Annotated in this window: 14 protein-coding genes and 1 pseudogene; all 15 read left to right on the top strand. The window is 41.7% G+C overall.

Translation table 11 applies throughout. The annotated features are described in order from the left end of the window. Positions 1-9: 9 nt before the first annotated feature. The 15 genes and pseudogenes from HOP08_02950 (at position 10) to HOP08_02880 (ending at position 14,699) form a co-directional block, all read left to right on the top strand. Positions 10-537, top strand: a complete 528-nt coding sequence (locus tag HOP08_02950) for a DUF3341 domain-containing protein (GenBank protein NOT73859.1) — start codon at positions 10-12, stop codon at positions 535-537. A gap of 13 nt (positions 538-550) precedes the next feature. Further along, positions 551-1,186 carry a cytochrome c gene (locus HOP08_02945; GenBank protein NOT73858.1) on the top strand — a complete coding sequence of 212 codons (636 nt, stop codon included), beginning with the start codon at positions 551-553 and terminating at the stop codon, positions 1,184-1,186. Between the two features lie 24 nt (positions 1,187-1,210). Further along, complete coding sequence (locus tag HOP08_02940) at positions 1,211-2,602, top strand: quinol:cytochrome C oxidoreductase (protein ID NOT73857.1); 1,392 nt, start codon at positions 1,211-1,213, stop codon at positions 2,600-2,602. A gap of 83 nt (positions 2,603-2,685) precedes the next feature. Continuing rightward, on the top strand, positions 2,686-3,717 hold the full coding sequence (locus HOP08_02935; protein ID NOT73856.1) for a cytochrome c oxidase subunit II: 1,032 nt from the start codon (positions 2,686-2,688) through the stop codon (positions 3,715-3,717). A 15-nt stretch (positions 3,718-3,732) separates the two neighbouring features. Then, the gene (locus HOP08_02930; GenBank protein NOT73855.1) at positions 3,733-5,616 is read left to right on the top strand and encodes a cytochrome c oxidase subunit I; all 1,884 of its coding nucleotides are present in this window, start codon (positions 3,733-3,735) and stop codon (positions 5,614-5,616) included. Positions 5,617-5,693: 77 nt separating this feature from the next. Continuing rightward, a pseudogene (locus HOP08_02925) lies at positions 5,694-6,653 on the top strand (COX15/CtaA family protein). Position 6,654: 1 nt separating this feature from the next. Beyond that, complete coding sequence (cyoE, locus tag HOP08_02920; GenBank protein NOT73854.1) at positions 6,655-7,551, top strand: protoheme IX farnesyltransferase; 897 nt, start codon at positions 6,655-6,657, stop codon at positions 7,549-7,551. A 14-nt stretch (positions 7,552-7,565) separates the two neighbouring features. Then, the gene (locus tag HOP08_02915; protein ID NOT73853.1) at positions 7,566-8,159 is read left to right on the top strand and encodes a cytochrome oxidase subunit III; all 594 of its coding nucleotides are present in this window, start codon (positions 7,566-7,568) and stop codon (positions 8,157-8,159) included. Between the two features lie 70 nt (positions 8,160-8,229). After that, positions 8,230-9,003 carry a cytochrome oxidase subunit III gene (locus HOP08_02910; GenBank protein ID NOT73852.1) on the top strand — a complete coding sequence of 258 codons (774 nt, stop codon included), beginning with the start codon at positions 8,230-8,232 and terminating at the stop codon, positions 9,001-9,003. A gap of 20 nt (positions 9,004-9,023) precedes the next feature. After that, positions 9,024-9,344, top strand: coding sequence for a cytochrome C oxidase subunit IV family protein (locus HOP08_02905; protein ID NOT73851.1), 321 nt, complete (start codon positions 9,024-9,026; stop codon positions 9,342-9,344). A 71-nt stretch (positions 9,345-9,415) separates the two neighbouring features. Next, positions 9,416-9,904 carry a hypothetical protein gene (locus HOP08_02900; protein NOT73850.1) on the top strand — a complete coding sequence of 163 codons (489 nt, stop codon included), beginning with the start codon at positions 9,416-9,418 and terminating at the stop codon, positions 9,902-9,904. A gap of 1 nt (position 9,905) precedes the next feature. Further along, positions 9,906-10,430 carry a DUF420 domain-containing protein gene (locus HOP08_02895; GenBank protein NOT73849.1) on the top strand — a complete coding sequence of 175 codons (525 nt, stop codon included), beginning with the start codon at positions 9,906-9,908 and terminating at the stop codon, positions 10,428-10,430. An 8-nt stretch (positions 10,431-10,438) separates the two neighbouring features. After that, positions 10,439-10,693, top strand: coding sequence for a hypothetical protein (locus tag HOP08_02890; protein NOT73848.1), 255 nt, complete (start codon positions 10,439-10,441; stop codon positions 10,691-10,693). A 67-nt stretch (positions 10,694-10,760) separates the two neighbouring features. After that, positions 10,761-11,033: a DUF983 domain-containing protein gene (locus HOP08_02885; protein ID NOT73847.1), complete on the top strand. Its 273-nt coding sequence runs from the start codon at positions 10,761-10,763 to the stop codon at positions 11,031-11,033. Between the two features lie 30 nt (positions 11,034-11,063). Further along, positions 11,064-14,699: a HAMP domain-containing histidine kinase gene (locus tag HOP08_02880; GenBank protein NOT73846.1), complete on the top strand. Its 3,636-nt coding sequence runs from the start codon at positions 11,064-11,066 to the stop codon at positions 14,697-14,699. Positions 14,700-14,704 lie beyond the last annotated feature (5 nt).

The raw sequence follows: 14,704 nt of genomic DNA, 5'->3' as shown, positions 1-14,704 counted from the left end.
TAGAATTCAATGAGTACTGCGAAAGAAAACTTTTTGGTTGGAATTTTTGACGATGAAGACGTATTGCTTCATGCTGTTGGAAACATCCGAGACAAAGGAGTAAAGATTAAGGAAGTCTATTCACCTTTTCCTGTTCACGGATTGGATGAAGAGCTTGGATATAAACGCACACGTCTGCCAATCGCTGCATTTCTTTTTGGATTGACAGGTACGATCCTCGCATTGTCAACACAGATCTGGATGTTGGGCTATGACTGGCCGATGATCATTGGTGGAAAGAATCACTATTCAATTCCTCCTTTTATTCCGGTAACCTTCGAGTTTACGGTATTGCTTTCTGCTTTTGGAATGGTAGGTACTTTTCTGGTGGTGAGTGGACTGAAGCCATACAAATGGCCACGCCAATATGATATCCGCAGCACAGATGATAAGCATGTAATGGCAATTGACCTTGGCGATAATAGAGTAAGCAAAGAAGAAATTCGTAGCATATTGAAAGAAAATGGTGCATCGGAAGTCAACGAGAAAAGCTTTTAGTGAAATGAGAACTATGCAGATCAAAAATATTCTAATAGCGGCGTCATCGGCTGTTGTCCTTTGGGGATGTACAGCACACGGTGATAACCCTGGTCGCGAGTATGCGCCAAACATGTATCACTCAGTTGCCTATGAGCCACTCTCTCAGATTACAGACGAAAGTGCTGGTCGTTGGGTAAACTCACTGGACAATGGAGCGAACAGAGGAGAGTACTTCAATTCAAACAAGTATAATCCTAACCGCATGAATATGCGTATGCCGGCCCCCAATACAGTGAAGAGAAATCAATTTGGATGGTTGCCATACAGAAGCAAAAAAGTTGCAAAGGATAGTATTGATTTCATTGTTGGCGGAATGAAGAATCCATTGGATTCAACAGCTGCTATCGTGGATGCAGGAAAGGTTCTTTATGAAGTGGACTGTAAGCATTGCCACGGTGCCAAAGGCATGGGTGATGGAAAAGTTGCAGACAAATTTCCTGGTGTTGCTAATCTTAAAGGAGATTCTTATTTAGGAATGTCAGAAGGACATATTTTTCATGTGATCACCTACGGTGCTGGTTTAATGGGATCTCATGGATCACAGATAAGCCCGGAAGACCGATGGAAGATTGCCAAGTATGTGAAAGTGTTGCAAAAGCAGAAATAATTGAATTGATAAACGATTGAACGAATGAATCATTCACACGAAGTAGCTGACGAAAAATACGAATTCAAGACTGGCACACGCAACAAGCTTTTTATGTTGCTGGGAGCTGGGGTCGTTGTTTTTCTAATCGGCGTATTCATGGCCATGTCAGGCGGAGGCCATCATGAAGCTGCACCGGCAGAAGGAAAAGAGCACGCAAGCTCTGAGATTTCCAGTAACCTGACAGCAAGTGTTGATCAGGAACATGGTGAAAAGGCGGAAGCGGCAAAAGGTGAAGGTGAGCATCATGCTGAAACTCCAAATTGGTTAAAAAGAATTTACTCAACACTGTGGATGAACAATGTGTTCTTTGCAGGACTTGGAATTATAGGATTATTCTTCATTGCAATTCAGTATGCAGCACAAGCTGGCTGGTCAGCAGGTGTAAAAAGAATACCGTTGGCCATGGGTCACTGGATTCCTTATGCAGGTATTTTGATGCTGGTTCTTTTCTTTATTGTAAAGCATGATGTATTCCATTGGACTCACTCAGGTTTGTATGATCCAAGCAGTTCAGAGTTTGATAAAATCATCAATGGAAAAAGCGCATTCTTCTTCTGGCCATTACCAGCAGGAGGGTTCCCGCTATTTTTTGTAATGAGATTGGTTGTGTTCTTCGGCCTTTGGTATTTGTTCTTCATATGGATTAAGAAAGAAATGCTAGCAGAAGACCTTGACGGATCGATTCAGCACTGGTATTCTTCACGCAAGCTTTCAACAATATTCCTGATCATTTTCGGATACAGCTCATCTGTAGCTGCATGGGATTGGGTTATGAGCATTGACACACATTGGTTCAGCACAATGATGGGATGGTATGTATTCGCCAGCTGGTGGGTATGCGGTCTTGCCATGATCACTTTCATCGTAATCTCTTTAAAGGATAAGGGTTATCTGAAAGTGGTGAATGAAAATCATATCCATGATCTCGGAAAATTTGTATTCGCTTTCAGCATTTTCTGGACATACATCTGGTTCGCCCAGTTCATGTTGATTTTCTATGCAAACATTCCGGAGGAAACAGTGTACTTCGTTCAACGCAGAACAGTTGCTCCTTACAGCTGGATATTCTTCGCTAATTTATTCCTGAACTTTGTCCTTCCTTTCCTGTTACTGATGATGAGAGATTCAAAGAGACAGATCGCTATGTTGAAAGTAGCATGTCCGATTGTGATCGTTGGTCATTGGCTGGATTATTATAACATGGTTACACCTGGAGTTATGCATGGTGAAGGTGGACTTGGGTTATTGGAAATAGGAATGGCGATGATCTTTATGGCAGCGTTCCTTTTGGTGACACTCAGCAGTCTGACGAAATTCCCGTTAGTAGCGAAGCATGATCCAATGATGGCAGAAAGTCAGGGACATCATATTTAGTGAATAAGAAGACAGAACGTTAATAACAGGATATGAACATAATTATTGGAATTGGGATCGTGTTAGTACTGGTGATCTTGTTTATGATCTTCCGGATTACCAATCTCGTTGGGTTGGTAAAGGAGAACAAGAGCAAGGTTGGTCCCGGAAATAAGATCAATGCGTTTCTCTTCATGGCGTTCAGCATTTTGAGCCTTGTAGGATTTTTCTACTGGTCATATGTACATTTTGATGAATACACGCTTCCGGTAGCTTCTGAGCATGGTGTTATAACTGATCATTTGTTCTGGATCACGATGGTAATATGCGTTGCAGCGTTCGCCATCATTTCAGTGATCATGTTCTGGTTCACATACAAATATCAATACGATGAAAATCGTAAGGCAGAATTCTTCTCTGACAGCCATACACTTGAAATTGTGTGGACATTGGTTCCGGCGGTTGTGATGGCTCTTTTAATTTTCAGAGGTCTCAATGCATGGAATGATATCACCGGACCTGCTTCAAAGGATGCGGTTGTCATTGAACTTGTAGCACAGCAGTTCGCCTGGACAGCTCGCTATCCAGGTACAACGGATCAGGAACTTGGAAAGATTGATTTCCGCTTGATTGATGCTAATAACGAATTTGGACTTGATCTCCGTGATAAGAATTCATACGATGATTTTAAATCACTTGAACTTCATCTTCCGGTAGACAAAGAAGTTTTACTGAAGATCCGCGCTAAGGATGTTTTGCACAGCGTATTTCTTCCACATTTCCGTGTAAAGATGGATGCGGTACCAGGAATGCAAACTGTTTTCAAATTCATTCCTAAAGTTACAACTGAAGAAATGAGAGCGAAGACAGGCAATCCAAACTTCAACTATGAAATGGCTTGTACTGAGATCTGCGGTAAAGGTCACTTCTCGATGAGATTTCCTGTGATCGTTGAATCAGAAGAATCATTCAGAAAATGGAAAGCATCCCAGGAATCATGGTTGAAACAAAATCCTGATTACGTTTCAAGAATCCCTGAAAACATGCGTGAGTATGCAATAATTAAGTCTGGTATTGCTCCTGATAATGGATCGCATGATACTGGAGTAGTTCAGTCTGTTTCAATCGTTAAATAGAAGACAAATAATACAATGGCAACTGTAGATATACACGTCAATTCAGAAGTTCACCATCACGATGATGATCATGGACATGAGCACCATCATGGTAATTTCTGGACGAATTACATTTTTTCTGAAGACCATAAAGTAATTGCCAAGCAGTTCCTGATAACAGGTATGGCCTGGGCGCTGATCGGTGGTGTTCTTTCAGTGATCTTCCGTCTTCAACTTGGTTTCCCTGATGCTCAACTGGAATGGCTTCGTCCATTGCTTGGCGGATGGATTACAGAACAGGGTAAACTTGATCCTGAATTCTATCTCGCCCTCGTCACTATGCATGGTACCATCATGGTATTCTTTGTATTGACAGCAGGCTTAAGCGGAACCTTCAGTAATTTCCTTATTCCACTTCAGGTAGGAGCAAGAGACATGGCTTCCGGGTTTATGAACATGCTCTCTTACTGGTTCTTCTTCCTTTCAAGTGCTGTTATGTTCACCTCTTTGTTCATCTCTACCGGTCCTGCTGGTGGTGGCTGGACAGTGTATCCTCCCTTAAGTGCATTGCCTCAGGCTGTACAGGGATCAGGTCTTGGTATGACACTATGGTTGGTTGCGATGGCTTTGTTCATCGTCAGCACACTCCTTGGAGGTATTAACTATATCACAACAATCATCAACATGCGCACACAGGGTATGTCCTTTACCCGTTTGCCATTGACGATCTGGGCGTTCTTCTTTACTGCTGTTATTGGTTTGCTTTCTTTCCCTGTATTATTTGGAGCAGCTTTACTTTTGATTTTTGACAGAAGTTTCGGAACGAGCTTCTACTTATCTGATATTTACATTGGAGGTGAAGCACTTCCTCACGTAGGAGGTAGCCCAATCCTGTTTCAGCATTTGTTCTGGTTCCTGGGTCACCCTGAAGTTTATATCGTGTTGCTTCCTGCACTCGGTATCACTTCCGAAATTATTGCTACCAATTCACGCAAGCCGATCTTCGGTTACAAAGCGATGGTTGGATCCATGCTCTTTATTACAATCCTTTCATTCGTCGTGTGGGCTCACCATATGTTTGTGACAGGAATGAATCCATTTCTTGGTTCAATCTTTACATTGCTGACATTGATCATTGCCGTGCCGTCAGCGGTGAAGATCTTTAACTATGTTACAACCCTTTGGAAGGGTAACATCAAGTTTACCGCTGGCATGTTGTTCTCCATCGGATTAGTTTCCTTCTTCTTAACGGGTGGTATTACAGGCCTCTTCCTGGGTAACTCAGCTGTTGATATACAATTACACGATACCTATTTCGTGGTAGCTCACTTTCACCTTGTAATGGGTAGCGCATCGTTCTTTGGAATGATTGCAGGTATCTATCACTGGTTCCCTAAAATGTTTGGCCGCATGATGGATGAACGTCTGGGATCAATACACTTCTGGTTGACTTTTGTTGGTGTGTACATGGTGTTCTTCCCAATGCACTACATCGGTATCGCGGGTTTCCCACGCAGATATTATTCATGGACTAACTTTGAAACATTCAATTCTTTTGCTGATTTGAATATGCTGGTGAGCATTGCAGCGATTATAACATTGTCTGCTCAATTCATCTTTTTGTTCAACTTCTTCTATAGCATCTTCCGCGGAAAACTTGCGCCTGCTAATCCATGGGATTCTAACACAATTGAATGGACTACGCCACGCGTTCCTGGTCATGGTAACTGGACAGGAGAGATTCCAACAGTATATCGCTGGCCATATGACTACAGCAAGCCAGGTGCTAAGGATGATTTTATTCCACAGACAATACCTTATTCAGAAACTCCAGAATCCAATTTGCCGCATGAGAATGATCTCATCAAATTAGAAATGGGAAACAACGGTGCTATTACACCTGATTCAGGTAAGCACTGAAAAGAAAATAATTGAACTCAACAGCGATCAGGCGTTTTTATAAGCTCAGCTTATCAACCCTGGTCGCTGTTTATATTTTAATCCTGGTGGGTGGTGTAGTAAGAAGCACAGGCTCAGGAATGGGTTGCCCCGATTGGCCCCGGTGTTTTGGGCAATGGGTGCCTCCAACTTCCGTTTCACAACTTCCTGAAAATTATAAAGAGCAATACGCTGCTTATCGCGAAAAGAAGAACATTAAGTTTGCCCGCTACCTTTCATTGATTGGACTTGAGGAGACTGCAAGGAAATTAAAGGAGGATAAATCCATTCTGGCGGAAGCGGATTTCAATGCTACCAAGACATGGGTTGAGTATATGAATCGCGTCACAGGAGTGCTGATAGGATTTATGATCATTGGACTGTTCATCGCCTCCTGGAAGATCAAAAAAGAATACCCTCAGTTGTTCCAAGGTTCCCTGATGATCCTGATTCTTGTTCTTATCCAGGGGTGGTTTGGATCCATTGTGGTCTCCACCAATCTCACTCAATGGACGATCACGGTGCATATGTTTTTGGCAATTGTCATGGTGGCTGTTCTGGTGTGGTTGATGGTGCGTTCCGGGGATAACAAACCTCTGGAATTGACAGGAGTGAATGGCTGGGTGATCGCAGGGATGATGGTACTCCTCATTCAGATATTTTTAGGTACGCAGGTGAGAGAAGCCCTTGATCGTTTGTCGGGCACATTGCCCCGCGAAGAATGGATTGACAATGCAGGAATTGATTTCCTTATCCACCGGTCCTTTTCATGGTTGGTAGCACTGGTGCCTGTGATTTTATGGCTAAAACTTCGCAAAACAACCATTGAAAAGTCTTTAACCCTTGTTCCTTTCCTGTTAGTTTTGTGCTCTGTAATGACGGGCATTGCAATGGCCTATTTTGCTGTTCCAGGATATCTGCAGCCAGTTCATTTGTTGCTGGCTGTTGTGACCTTTGGATGGCTTTTTCAGATGTATTTGCAGTTGAATATGAAGGGTTTAGAAGTATCAAAGAATTGAAATGATTACAACGCAAGAGCATAGTATTCCCTCCCTAACAGTGGCCATCAAATCGAAGGCGTACTGGCAGTTGCTGAAGCCAAGATTATCGTTTCTGATTGCCTTTTCCTGTGCCTTTGGTTATGGATTGGCAACACGCGGATCGGTTGACTGGTTTGTTCTTACGGTCTTGTCAATAGCGGGATTTTTTCTTTCAGGGGCATCGGGTGCGATCAATCAGGTTATTGAAAAAGATTATGACAAACTGATGGACCGCACAAAAATGCGTCCACTGCCGACTCAAAAATTAACGGTATATGAGGCATTGATTTTTGCTTCAATCTGTGCGTTGATCAGTCTCTTCCTTCTTTGGAAATTTACCAATCCTCTGACGGTAGGATTATCATTCATTTCGCTTCTCCTATACTGTTTTGTTTATACACCACTCAAGCGTGTCGGGCCGATCGCTGTATTTGTTGGAGCATTTCCCGGAGCATTGCCGCCACTGTTAGGATGGGTTGCAGCCACAGGAGAGATTACGCATGAAGCAATGATTATTTTTGGAATTCAATTCATCTGGCAGTTTCCACACTTCTGGGCAATTGCCTGGGTAGCGGATGAAGATTATAAAAAGGCAGGCTTTAAGTTACTTCCATCCGGTGGTGGAAAAGATTTGAACACGGCTATTCAGATAATGATCTATACCATGTTTCTTATACCACTGGGCCTGTTGCCAGCGAAGTTTGGGATCACAGGTTTGGATTCAGCTATTGTTGCCACAGTGTGCGGTGTAGCATTTTTTGCGGCTACCTTCTCATTGTTAAGAACGGGTAGCAGAAAGTCAGCATTGAGAATCATGTTTGGTTCATTTCTGTACCTGCCGATTGTACAGATCGCATATTTATTGGATAAAGTTTAAAGAGTTATAAGAAAATGGGAAAGGCGATCAGGAGTGAGATGAAGATAGTGGAGGAGCCTCAGAAGACTCTTTCTATGCATCCGAAAAAATTTGCAATGTGGCTGTTCATGGTAACCGTCATGATGCTTTTTGCAGGTCTGACATCGGCGTATATCGTTCGGCAGGCAGATGGAAACTGGAGGTATTTTGATCTTCCTCCAATGTTCTATTACACAACGGTAATTATAATAGTAAGTAGCGTCACGATGCAGATGGCATATTTTGCTGCTAAGAAAAACAACACCAGCCTGTTAAAAATGATGGTGACTGTGACAGCAGTTCTTGGAATTGCATTCCTGATTGGACAGGTAGTGGCATGGGGACAGCTGGTAGATATAAGTGCTCATTTTGTTGGAAATCCTTCTGGTGGATTTGTTTATGTTTTGACAGGCGTGCATGGTGCTCACATCATCAGTGCCATCATTTTTCTTGTTGTAGTTTTGAATTCAGCTTACAAACTGAGGATCAATTCCAAGAATATGGCTCAGATGGAAATGTGTACCACTTATTGGCATTTTCTGGGCATCCTGTGGGTCTACTTATTGCTATTTTTATTGTTTTTTCGCTAGTAAGTACATTGTTAATTTATCGATTCGGTAGTAGATTAGCCCCTGATTAGAAACCTGTAAATTCTCCTCTATGTCACAAACAACAGCCGCAGTTTCCCATGGTAAAAGCGTATGGGATGGCGGTACTTCCCCAATGGGAGTGAGCTACGGAAAGCTCATGATGTGGTTCTTCCTGATGTCGGATGCATTCACTTTCTCCGGCCTTTTGATTACCTACGGTTTGGTAAGATCTTCCAATCCTGCCTATTCCGGTGAAGTAGAGAATTTTGTTTTTTCTCAGAACTGGTGGCCAATCCCTGAAAAGGTATTTGAGGCAGTTCCATTCCTTCATGGATATTCCCTTCCACTGGTATTTGTTGGTATCATGACTTTTGTTCTCATCATGAGCTCTGTTACAATGGTGTTGGCTGTTGAAGCCGGCCATCGTATGGATCAAAAAGCGGTTGAGAAATGGATGTTGTGGACCATCCTTGGTGGTATGACTTTCTTAGGTTGTCAGGCATGGGAGTGGACTCACTTTATTGTTGGAACTGATTCAGGATCCGTCCTGTCTCATGTTGTAGATGGGAAATTCGTTAATGACTTAAAACCAACCTTTGGAGCTGGTCTCGTTGAAAATCAATATGGTCCACCTGCTTTTGCTGACTTCTTTTTCTTCATTACAGGCTTCCACGGCTTCCACGTTTTCACTGGAGTACTATTCAACTTCCTTATTTTCTACAATACTGTAACAGGTGTTTATGCACGTCGTGGCCATTATGAAATGGTAGAGAAGGTTGGTCTATACTGGCACTTTGTGGATCTGGTTTGGGTATTTGTATTCACGTTCTTCTACCTGGTTTAAACGAATAATTAAAAAGACCTATGTCACATCATAAAGAACCTCAGATTGTAGTGCTTCCTCCTGATACTGAAAAGATCAAGAAGTTGTGGAAGGTAGCTGGAATCCTGTTGCTCATAACACTCGTTGAATTTGCTATTGCCTTTACAGTGCCGCACGGTGTTGCTAAGACTTTCATATTTGTAATTCTTACGATCGTTAAAGCTGGATATATCGTTGGTGAATTTATGCACCTTCGTCACGAAGTAAAGGTTCTTTTCTGGGCAGTATTGCTTCCAATGATATTCATTGGATGGATGTTGGTTGCTTTTGTTTATGAAGGCACCAAGATCATAAGCTATTAGAGAAACTTCACCCCCTTACAAAAGGCTAAGGTTGAATAAACTTTAGCCTTTCTTTTTATCACATAAGCAAATTGAAAAAGATACTTTACCTGTTTCTCGCATTACTGCTCCCGGGGTTGATTTTTGTTTTCCTTAAGTATGCGGGAAAGAATGAATTTGTTGTGCCGGTTTATCATGACAAGGGAGTAATCGATCCTCCGTCTGATTGTAATATATCGTATCCTTCTCCATACATTATTCCTGATTCCGTGCGTTCATTACTAAATAGTGATCAGGAGTTGAATGCCATTATTTTTACGGATGGGAAGCTTGATGTTGCGAAAATTAAGACTGCATTAAAGGACGAGCTGGGAGATAATGCTATTAATGTGATAAATGCAATTGAAATCACAGGGCAATCGTCTGGAATTTTGCGGGAGTGTATTTTTTTATTGAACGATCCATTCCAATCAGTGCTTGTCAGCAAAGAAGGGATCATCAGAGGCTATTATGATCTTAGCGATAGGGATGAAATGGATCGCCTGAGAGTAGAGTTGAAAATCTTATTGAAGAAATATTAAGATGGAAGAAGTAAGACCTGAGCCGTACAAGAAACTGATCATTGCCCTTTCGATCATTATACCCGTTGCCGTAGCAGTCCTCTTCAGAATTCCACCTTTACCGGGCTATGATTTCACCTTTCTGCCTCCAATATATGCAACGCTTAATGGCCTGACTGCTGTTTTGCTAATGGTTTCCTTCTGGGCGATCAAAAATGGAAAGAGAGAGCTTCACGAGTTATTAAATAAAACCTGCATAGGTCTCTCTTCAGCGTTTTTGGTGATGTACATCCTTTATCACCTCACGAGCGAACCGACTCCTTATGGTGGAGATGGTGTTATACGAGGAATCTATTTCTTCATTTTGATCTCCCACATTGCACTTTCGGTGGTGGTAATTCCTTTTGTCTTATTCACCTTTTCCAGAGCTCTCAGTGGCAATTTTGAGCGTCATCGCCGATTGGCTAAATTTACATTTCCAATCTGGCTGTATGTTGCTGTGACTGGAGTAATAGTTTATTTGATGATCAGTCCATATTATAAGTAGCGAGCATTATGAAGAAACTCATTTCTGTATTCTTTCTGATCGTTATTGCCATACAGGCGGATGCGCAGTGCGCGATGTGTCGTGCAACCCTGGAAAATAATCTTAGCAACGGAAATATTGGCATCGCAGCAGGCATTAATACTGGTATTATGTACCTGTTCTTTGCACCATATGTGGCAATTGCTGTTATAGGTTATCTTTGGTACAGGACGAGCAAAAAGAATGAGCAAAAACAGTTACAAGACAGCACTACTCTCAGGTAAGTGTCCTCAGTGCAGAGAAGGAGATATTTTTAAATACCCTTTTTCCCGTATTTCACATTTTGCTGAAATGAATAATCATTGTCCAAAATGTGGGGCGCTGCTTGAGCCAGAACCCGGCTTCTATTTTGGGGCGATGTACATCACATATGCTTTTAATGTTGTCATCCTTGTTGCGTTTGGTCTCACGATCTATTATCTCGTGGAGCTACCGGAATTTGTTTACCTGATTCTTATTGCACTCGTTGCAGTTATTACAACTCCTCCATGTTTTCGAATCTCCAGAGTCCTGTGGCTTTACTGGTTTGGAGGACTTCACTACAATCCTGACCTCAATCCGTAGCGGGTTTTTGGTATATTCGTACGGTTGCCTATGAGCCTGCGGAACTCCCTATTACTACTTTTACTTTCAGTCCTGCTTATATCCGGTGGTCTGCTCATTCGTTCTCAATACGCTAAGAGTTTTCATGGAGATCTTCTCATTCATATACAGAAAAATGCCGAAGCTGAATTAGTTTCTATCAATGCCGACGCAAAGAAGCTGATCAGTAATCTTTCTGTAAATTCTACTTCATGGGATGAGGTGGACCATTTTTTTGTTCATGCCGACAGTACTCACATTATCTCATGGAATCGTTCTGACTTTCTTCCTGATCTTACTTCCTTTTCAGGAAATGACAGCATAGTTTTTATTAAGTCTCAACGTGGTGACTTTCTTTTAAAGCGCTGGAATCTTCCAGATCGCTCCACTTTGTATTGTGTTCTTGAACTTGCTGATCGATACCCCATTATCAATAACTTCTTATCTTCCCAGTGGAATTCAAGTATTTTCCCGGTAAGAGATCTGACAATAACCTCTCCACTTTCTTTTGTTGGGGAATCTGTCTCCGTTGATGGACGGGTGCTGTTCAAAATTATTCCTGAAAAACCTGATGTTCATGAAAGTGGATTATCATTTTTATTAATAGCCTTAGCATTTTTTATTATAGGGATTTTGACATGGAACTATAGAAGAATCATTGAGAAATCGTACGGGTATGATGTAACACTGGTTTTCCTTTTCGTAATTCTTCTAGGAGTGAGGATGGGAATGATTGCGATTAACTTCCCCGCGATGTATCTGGCAACAGATCTTTTTGATCCTAAAAAGTTTGCTTCATCTTCTTTGAATGCATCCATGGGTGATCTGTTCTTCAATTCCCTGGCGCTTTTGATTCTTGTGAGCTATCTGTTTTGGAATTTCAAAGAGTTCAGAACTGTTCAATGGATGTTGCAACGATCTGGTATTCAGAGAGCTATCCTGGGAACGGTATGCCTTCTTGCCTGCTTTTTCGCATTGCTGTTTCCGTACGATTTTATTGAATCGATTTATCACAATTCTACACTTGCACTGGATCTCATTCAATCGCTTTCTTTTGATAAGGTCGTCATAACAGCAATCACTTCTGTATTGATAGGGTGCATCAGTAGTTTCCTGATTATCCACGTTCTTTTTGCTCTTGCGAATCACTTGTTTGAAAAAAGCAACATTTCATTTTTTATAGGCTTAGTGGTTGCGGCAGGCATTTTTGTTGCTCAATCATATTTACTGAATCGTGACTTATCTGTGACGTTATTCCTTGGTTTGTTGTTCTTTTCCGTATTAAAAATTTCAAGGATCAATGGCGGAGTGTTCAGGATTTCATTTCAGGTATTTATCTACCTGATATTTTCCCTCAGTATTTTCAGTTATCAAAACGCATCGGCAATACGAGTCTTCTATAAGGAACGTCAGCTTCAGGATCAATTCAGATTTGGAAAGGACTTTCTCATGGAGCGCGATGTACTTGGAGAATATCTTTTGGATGACACGCGTCAAAAGATACAGAAGGACCAGTTTATTCAAACAAGACTAAACAGTCCATTTCTCTCAAAGTCTGCCGTTGTTGACAAGATCAGACGGGTGTACCTCAATAATTATTTTGATCGCTACGAGATATCCATCACGACAAAGAAAACTGAGCAAATTGCAGAGGAGTTGTTTGAGGATTCTGATAGCGTAGTATCACCGATTAGTTTTATTCCAACAGACTATCCTGGAATATCATATGCAAAAGCCACAGAGGGAAATACTGTAAAGAGATATCATGTAAGAATTCCTATTTACTATCAAAGAATGGTAGGTATCGTCCAGCTTGACCTCTCATTGAAAAGAGTTATTCCTCAAAATGTTTATCCTGAGCTTTTAATTGATAATCGGTTTAATCAGATCTATCGGAATAAGGATTTCAGTTACGCAATTTTTACCAAAGGAGAGCTGATCACAAGCTTTGGGCCTTTTAACTATGAGAAGGGATTTCCGCTTGCGCGAATTGATGATCCGCTTTTATATAGTGCAGGTGTAGTTGATAGAAATTACTCTCATATAGGAATAGAGGATTCTGATGGTTCAGTGGCCATTGTGTCAGCATCTTCTTATCCTTCGTTTTATTTGATTACAAATTTCTCCTTCTGGTTTGCGGTGGGTCTTGCCTCGTTGTTCATTGCCCAATTGATAGCAGGATCATTTTCTTATTCACGTGGAGAAAAATTTAACTACACCTCGCGCATTCAGCTCTTCATTTTCTTTGCTTTCCTTTTGCCTGTGCTTGCTGTGAGTATCACCACTCTTACCTTGATAGGTAAATCCAATGAGGAGGGCATTGAGAAGGATTTTCTCGAACGATCAGGAACCATTAGTGAACGTATTGCTGGCTTGATTGCTCTCGATAGTCTTAATGATGTAAATGAAGTGAATCTTGAAAGCTGGATAGAGGAGAATGCTGTGTCTTCAAAGATCGACATATCGGTTTACACACCTGCAGGAAAACTTATAGCCACATCCCAACCTGCCTTGTTTGACAATCAATTGATATCTCCATTACTGGATCGAAATGCATGGAAAGAAATTGTCCTGGAAAAAGAGATTCATGCCGTTACCAGTGAGCAAATTGGAAAGTTGAAATACAGCTGCGCATACTCCTCGGTTCTTTCCCCTGAGACGGGAAAATTGCTTGCTATCGTAGGACTTCCCTTCTTTGAATCAGCTACATTTCTTCAGCGAAGTCAATCTCTGATTATATCCAACATCCTTATTGTCTTTGTGATTGTCTTTGTTCTGTTCTCCCTGCTGTCATTCTGGGCTTCCAGTAGTCTTACTTTTCCGATCAAGTTCATCACAAAAACACTTGGACAAACGACACTTACGGGTCAGAATAAACCTATACAATGGAATTCTTCTGATGAAATAGGAACGCTTGTGAAAGAGTATAATAAGATGGTGCAGAATCTGGTGGAGAGTAAGGATGCATTAGCCTTGAGTGAAAAGGAGAATGCGTGGCGTGAGATGGCCAAGCAAGTGGCTCATGAGATAAAAAACCCATTAACTCCGATGAAGCTTACCCTTCAGCAAATGGAACAGGCTTTAAAAATGGGAAATATTCCCTTGGAGAAATCACAAAAGTCAGTGGATGTACTTCTGAAGCAGGTTGAGATATTGAATGAGATCGCTACGTCTTTCAGCACGTTTGCCAGCATGCCGGCACCTTCACCTCAGGCCGTAGACCTCAACGACACGCTCCAGACCGCTGCCAATTTGTTTGCTGATGAAAGCAGTGGGAGAGTCGTCTGCCATTTGGGAAGCGACTCGTGTAAAGTTTTAGTAGACCTAACATCGTTTAGCCGAGCATTATCGAATATTATTATCAACGCCATTCAATCCAGAAAGGAAGAACAGCGGCAAGTTGAGGTGAGTATTGGTTTTGAGGTGAACAAAAATTCTGTTCTCATTACAATTCGGGATAACGGAAAAGGGATGAGCAAGGAAGTTCAGGAGAGAGTATTTCAGCCTCAGTTTACGACCAAACAATCGGGCTCAGGATTGGGTCTGGCCATGACACGGCAAATTATTCACCAGGCAGGCGGAAAAATATGGTTTGAATCTATAATGGATCAGGGAACCACTTTTTTTATTGAATTGCCAGTCGTCTGATAGAA

Source organism: Cyclobacteriaceae bacterium, assembly GCA_013141055.1.
Taxonomy (GTDB): domain Bacteria; phylum Bacteroidota; class Bacteroidia; order Cytophagales; family Cyclobacteriaceae; genus ELB16-189.
The sequence above is the reverse complement of the archived record's forward strand: the minus strand, read 5'-3'. Positions and strand labels throughout refer to the sequence as shown.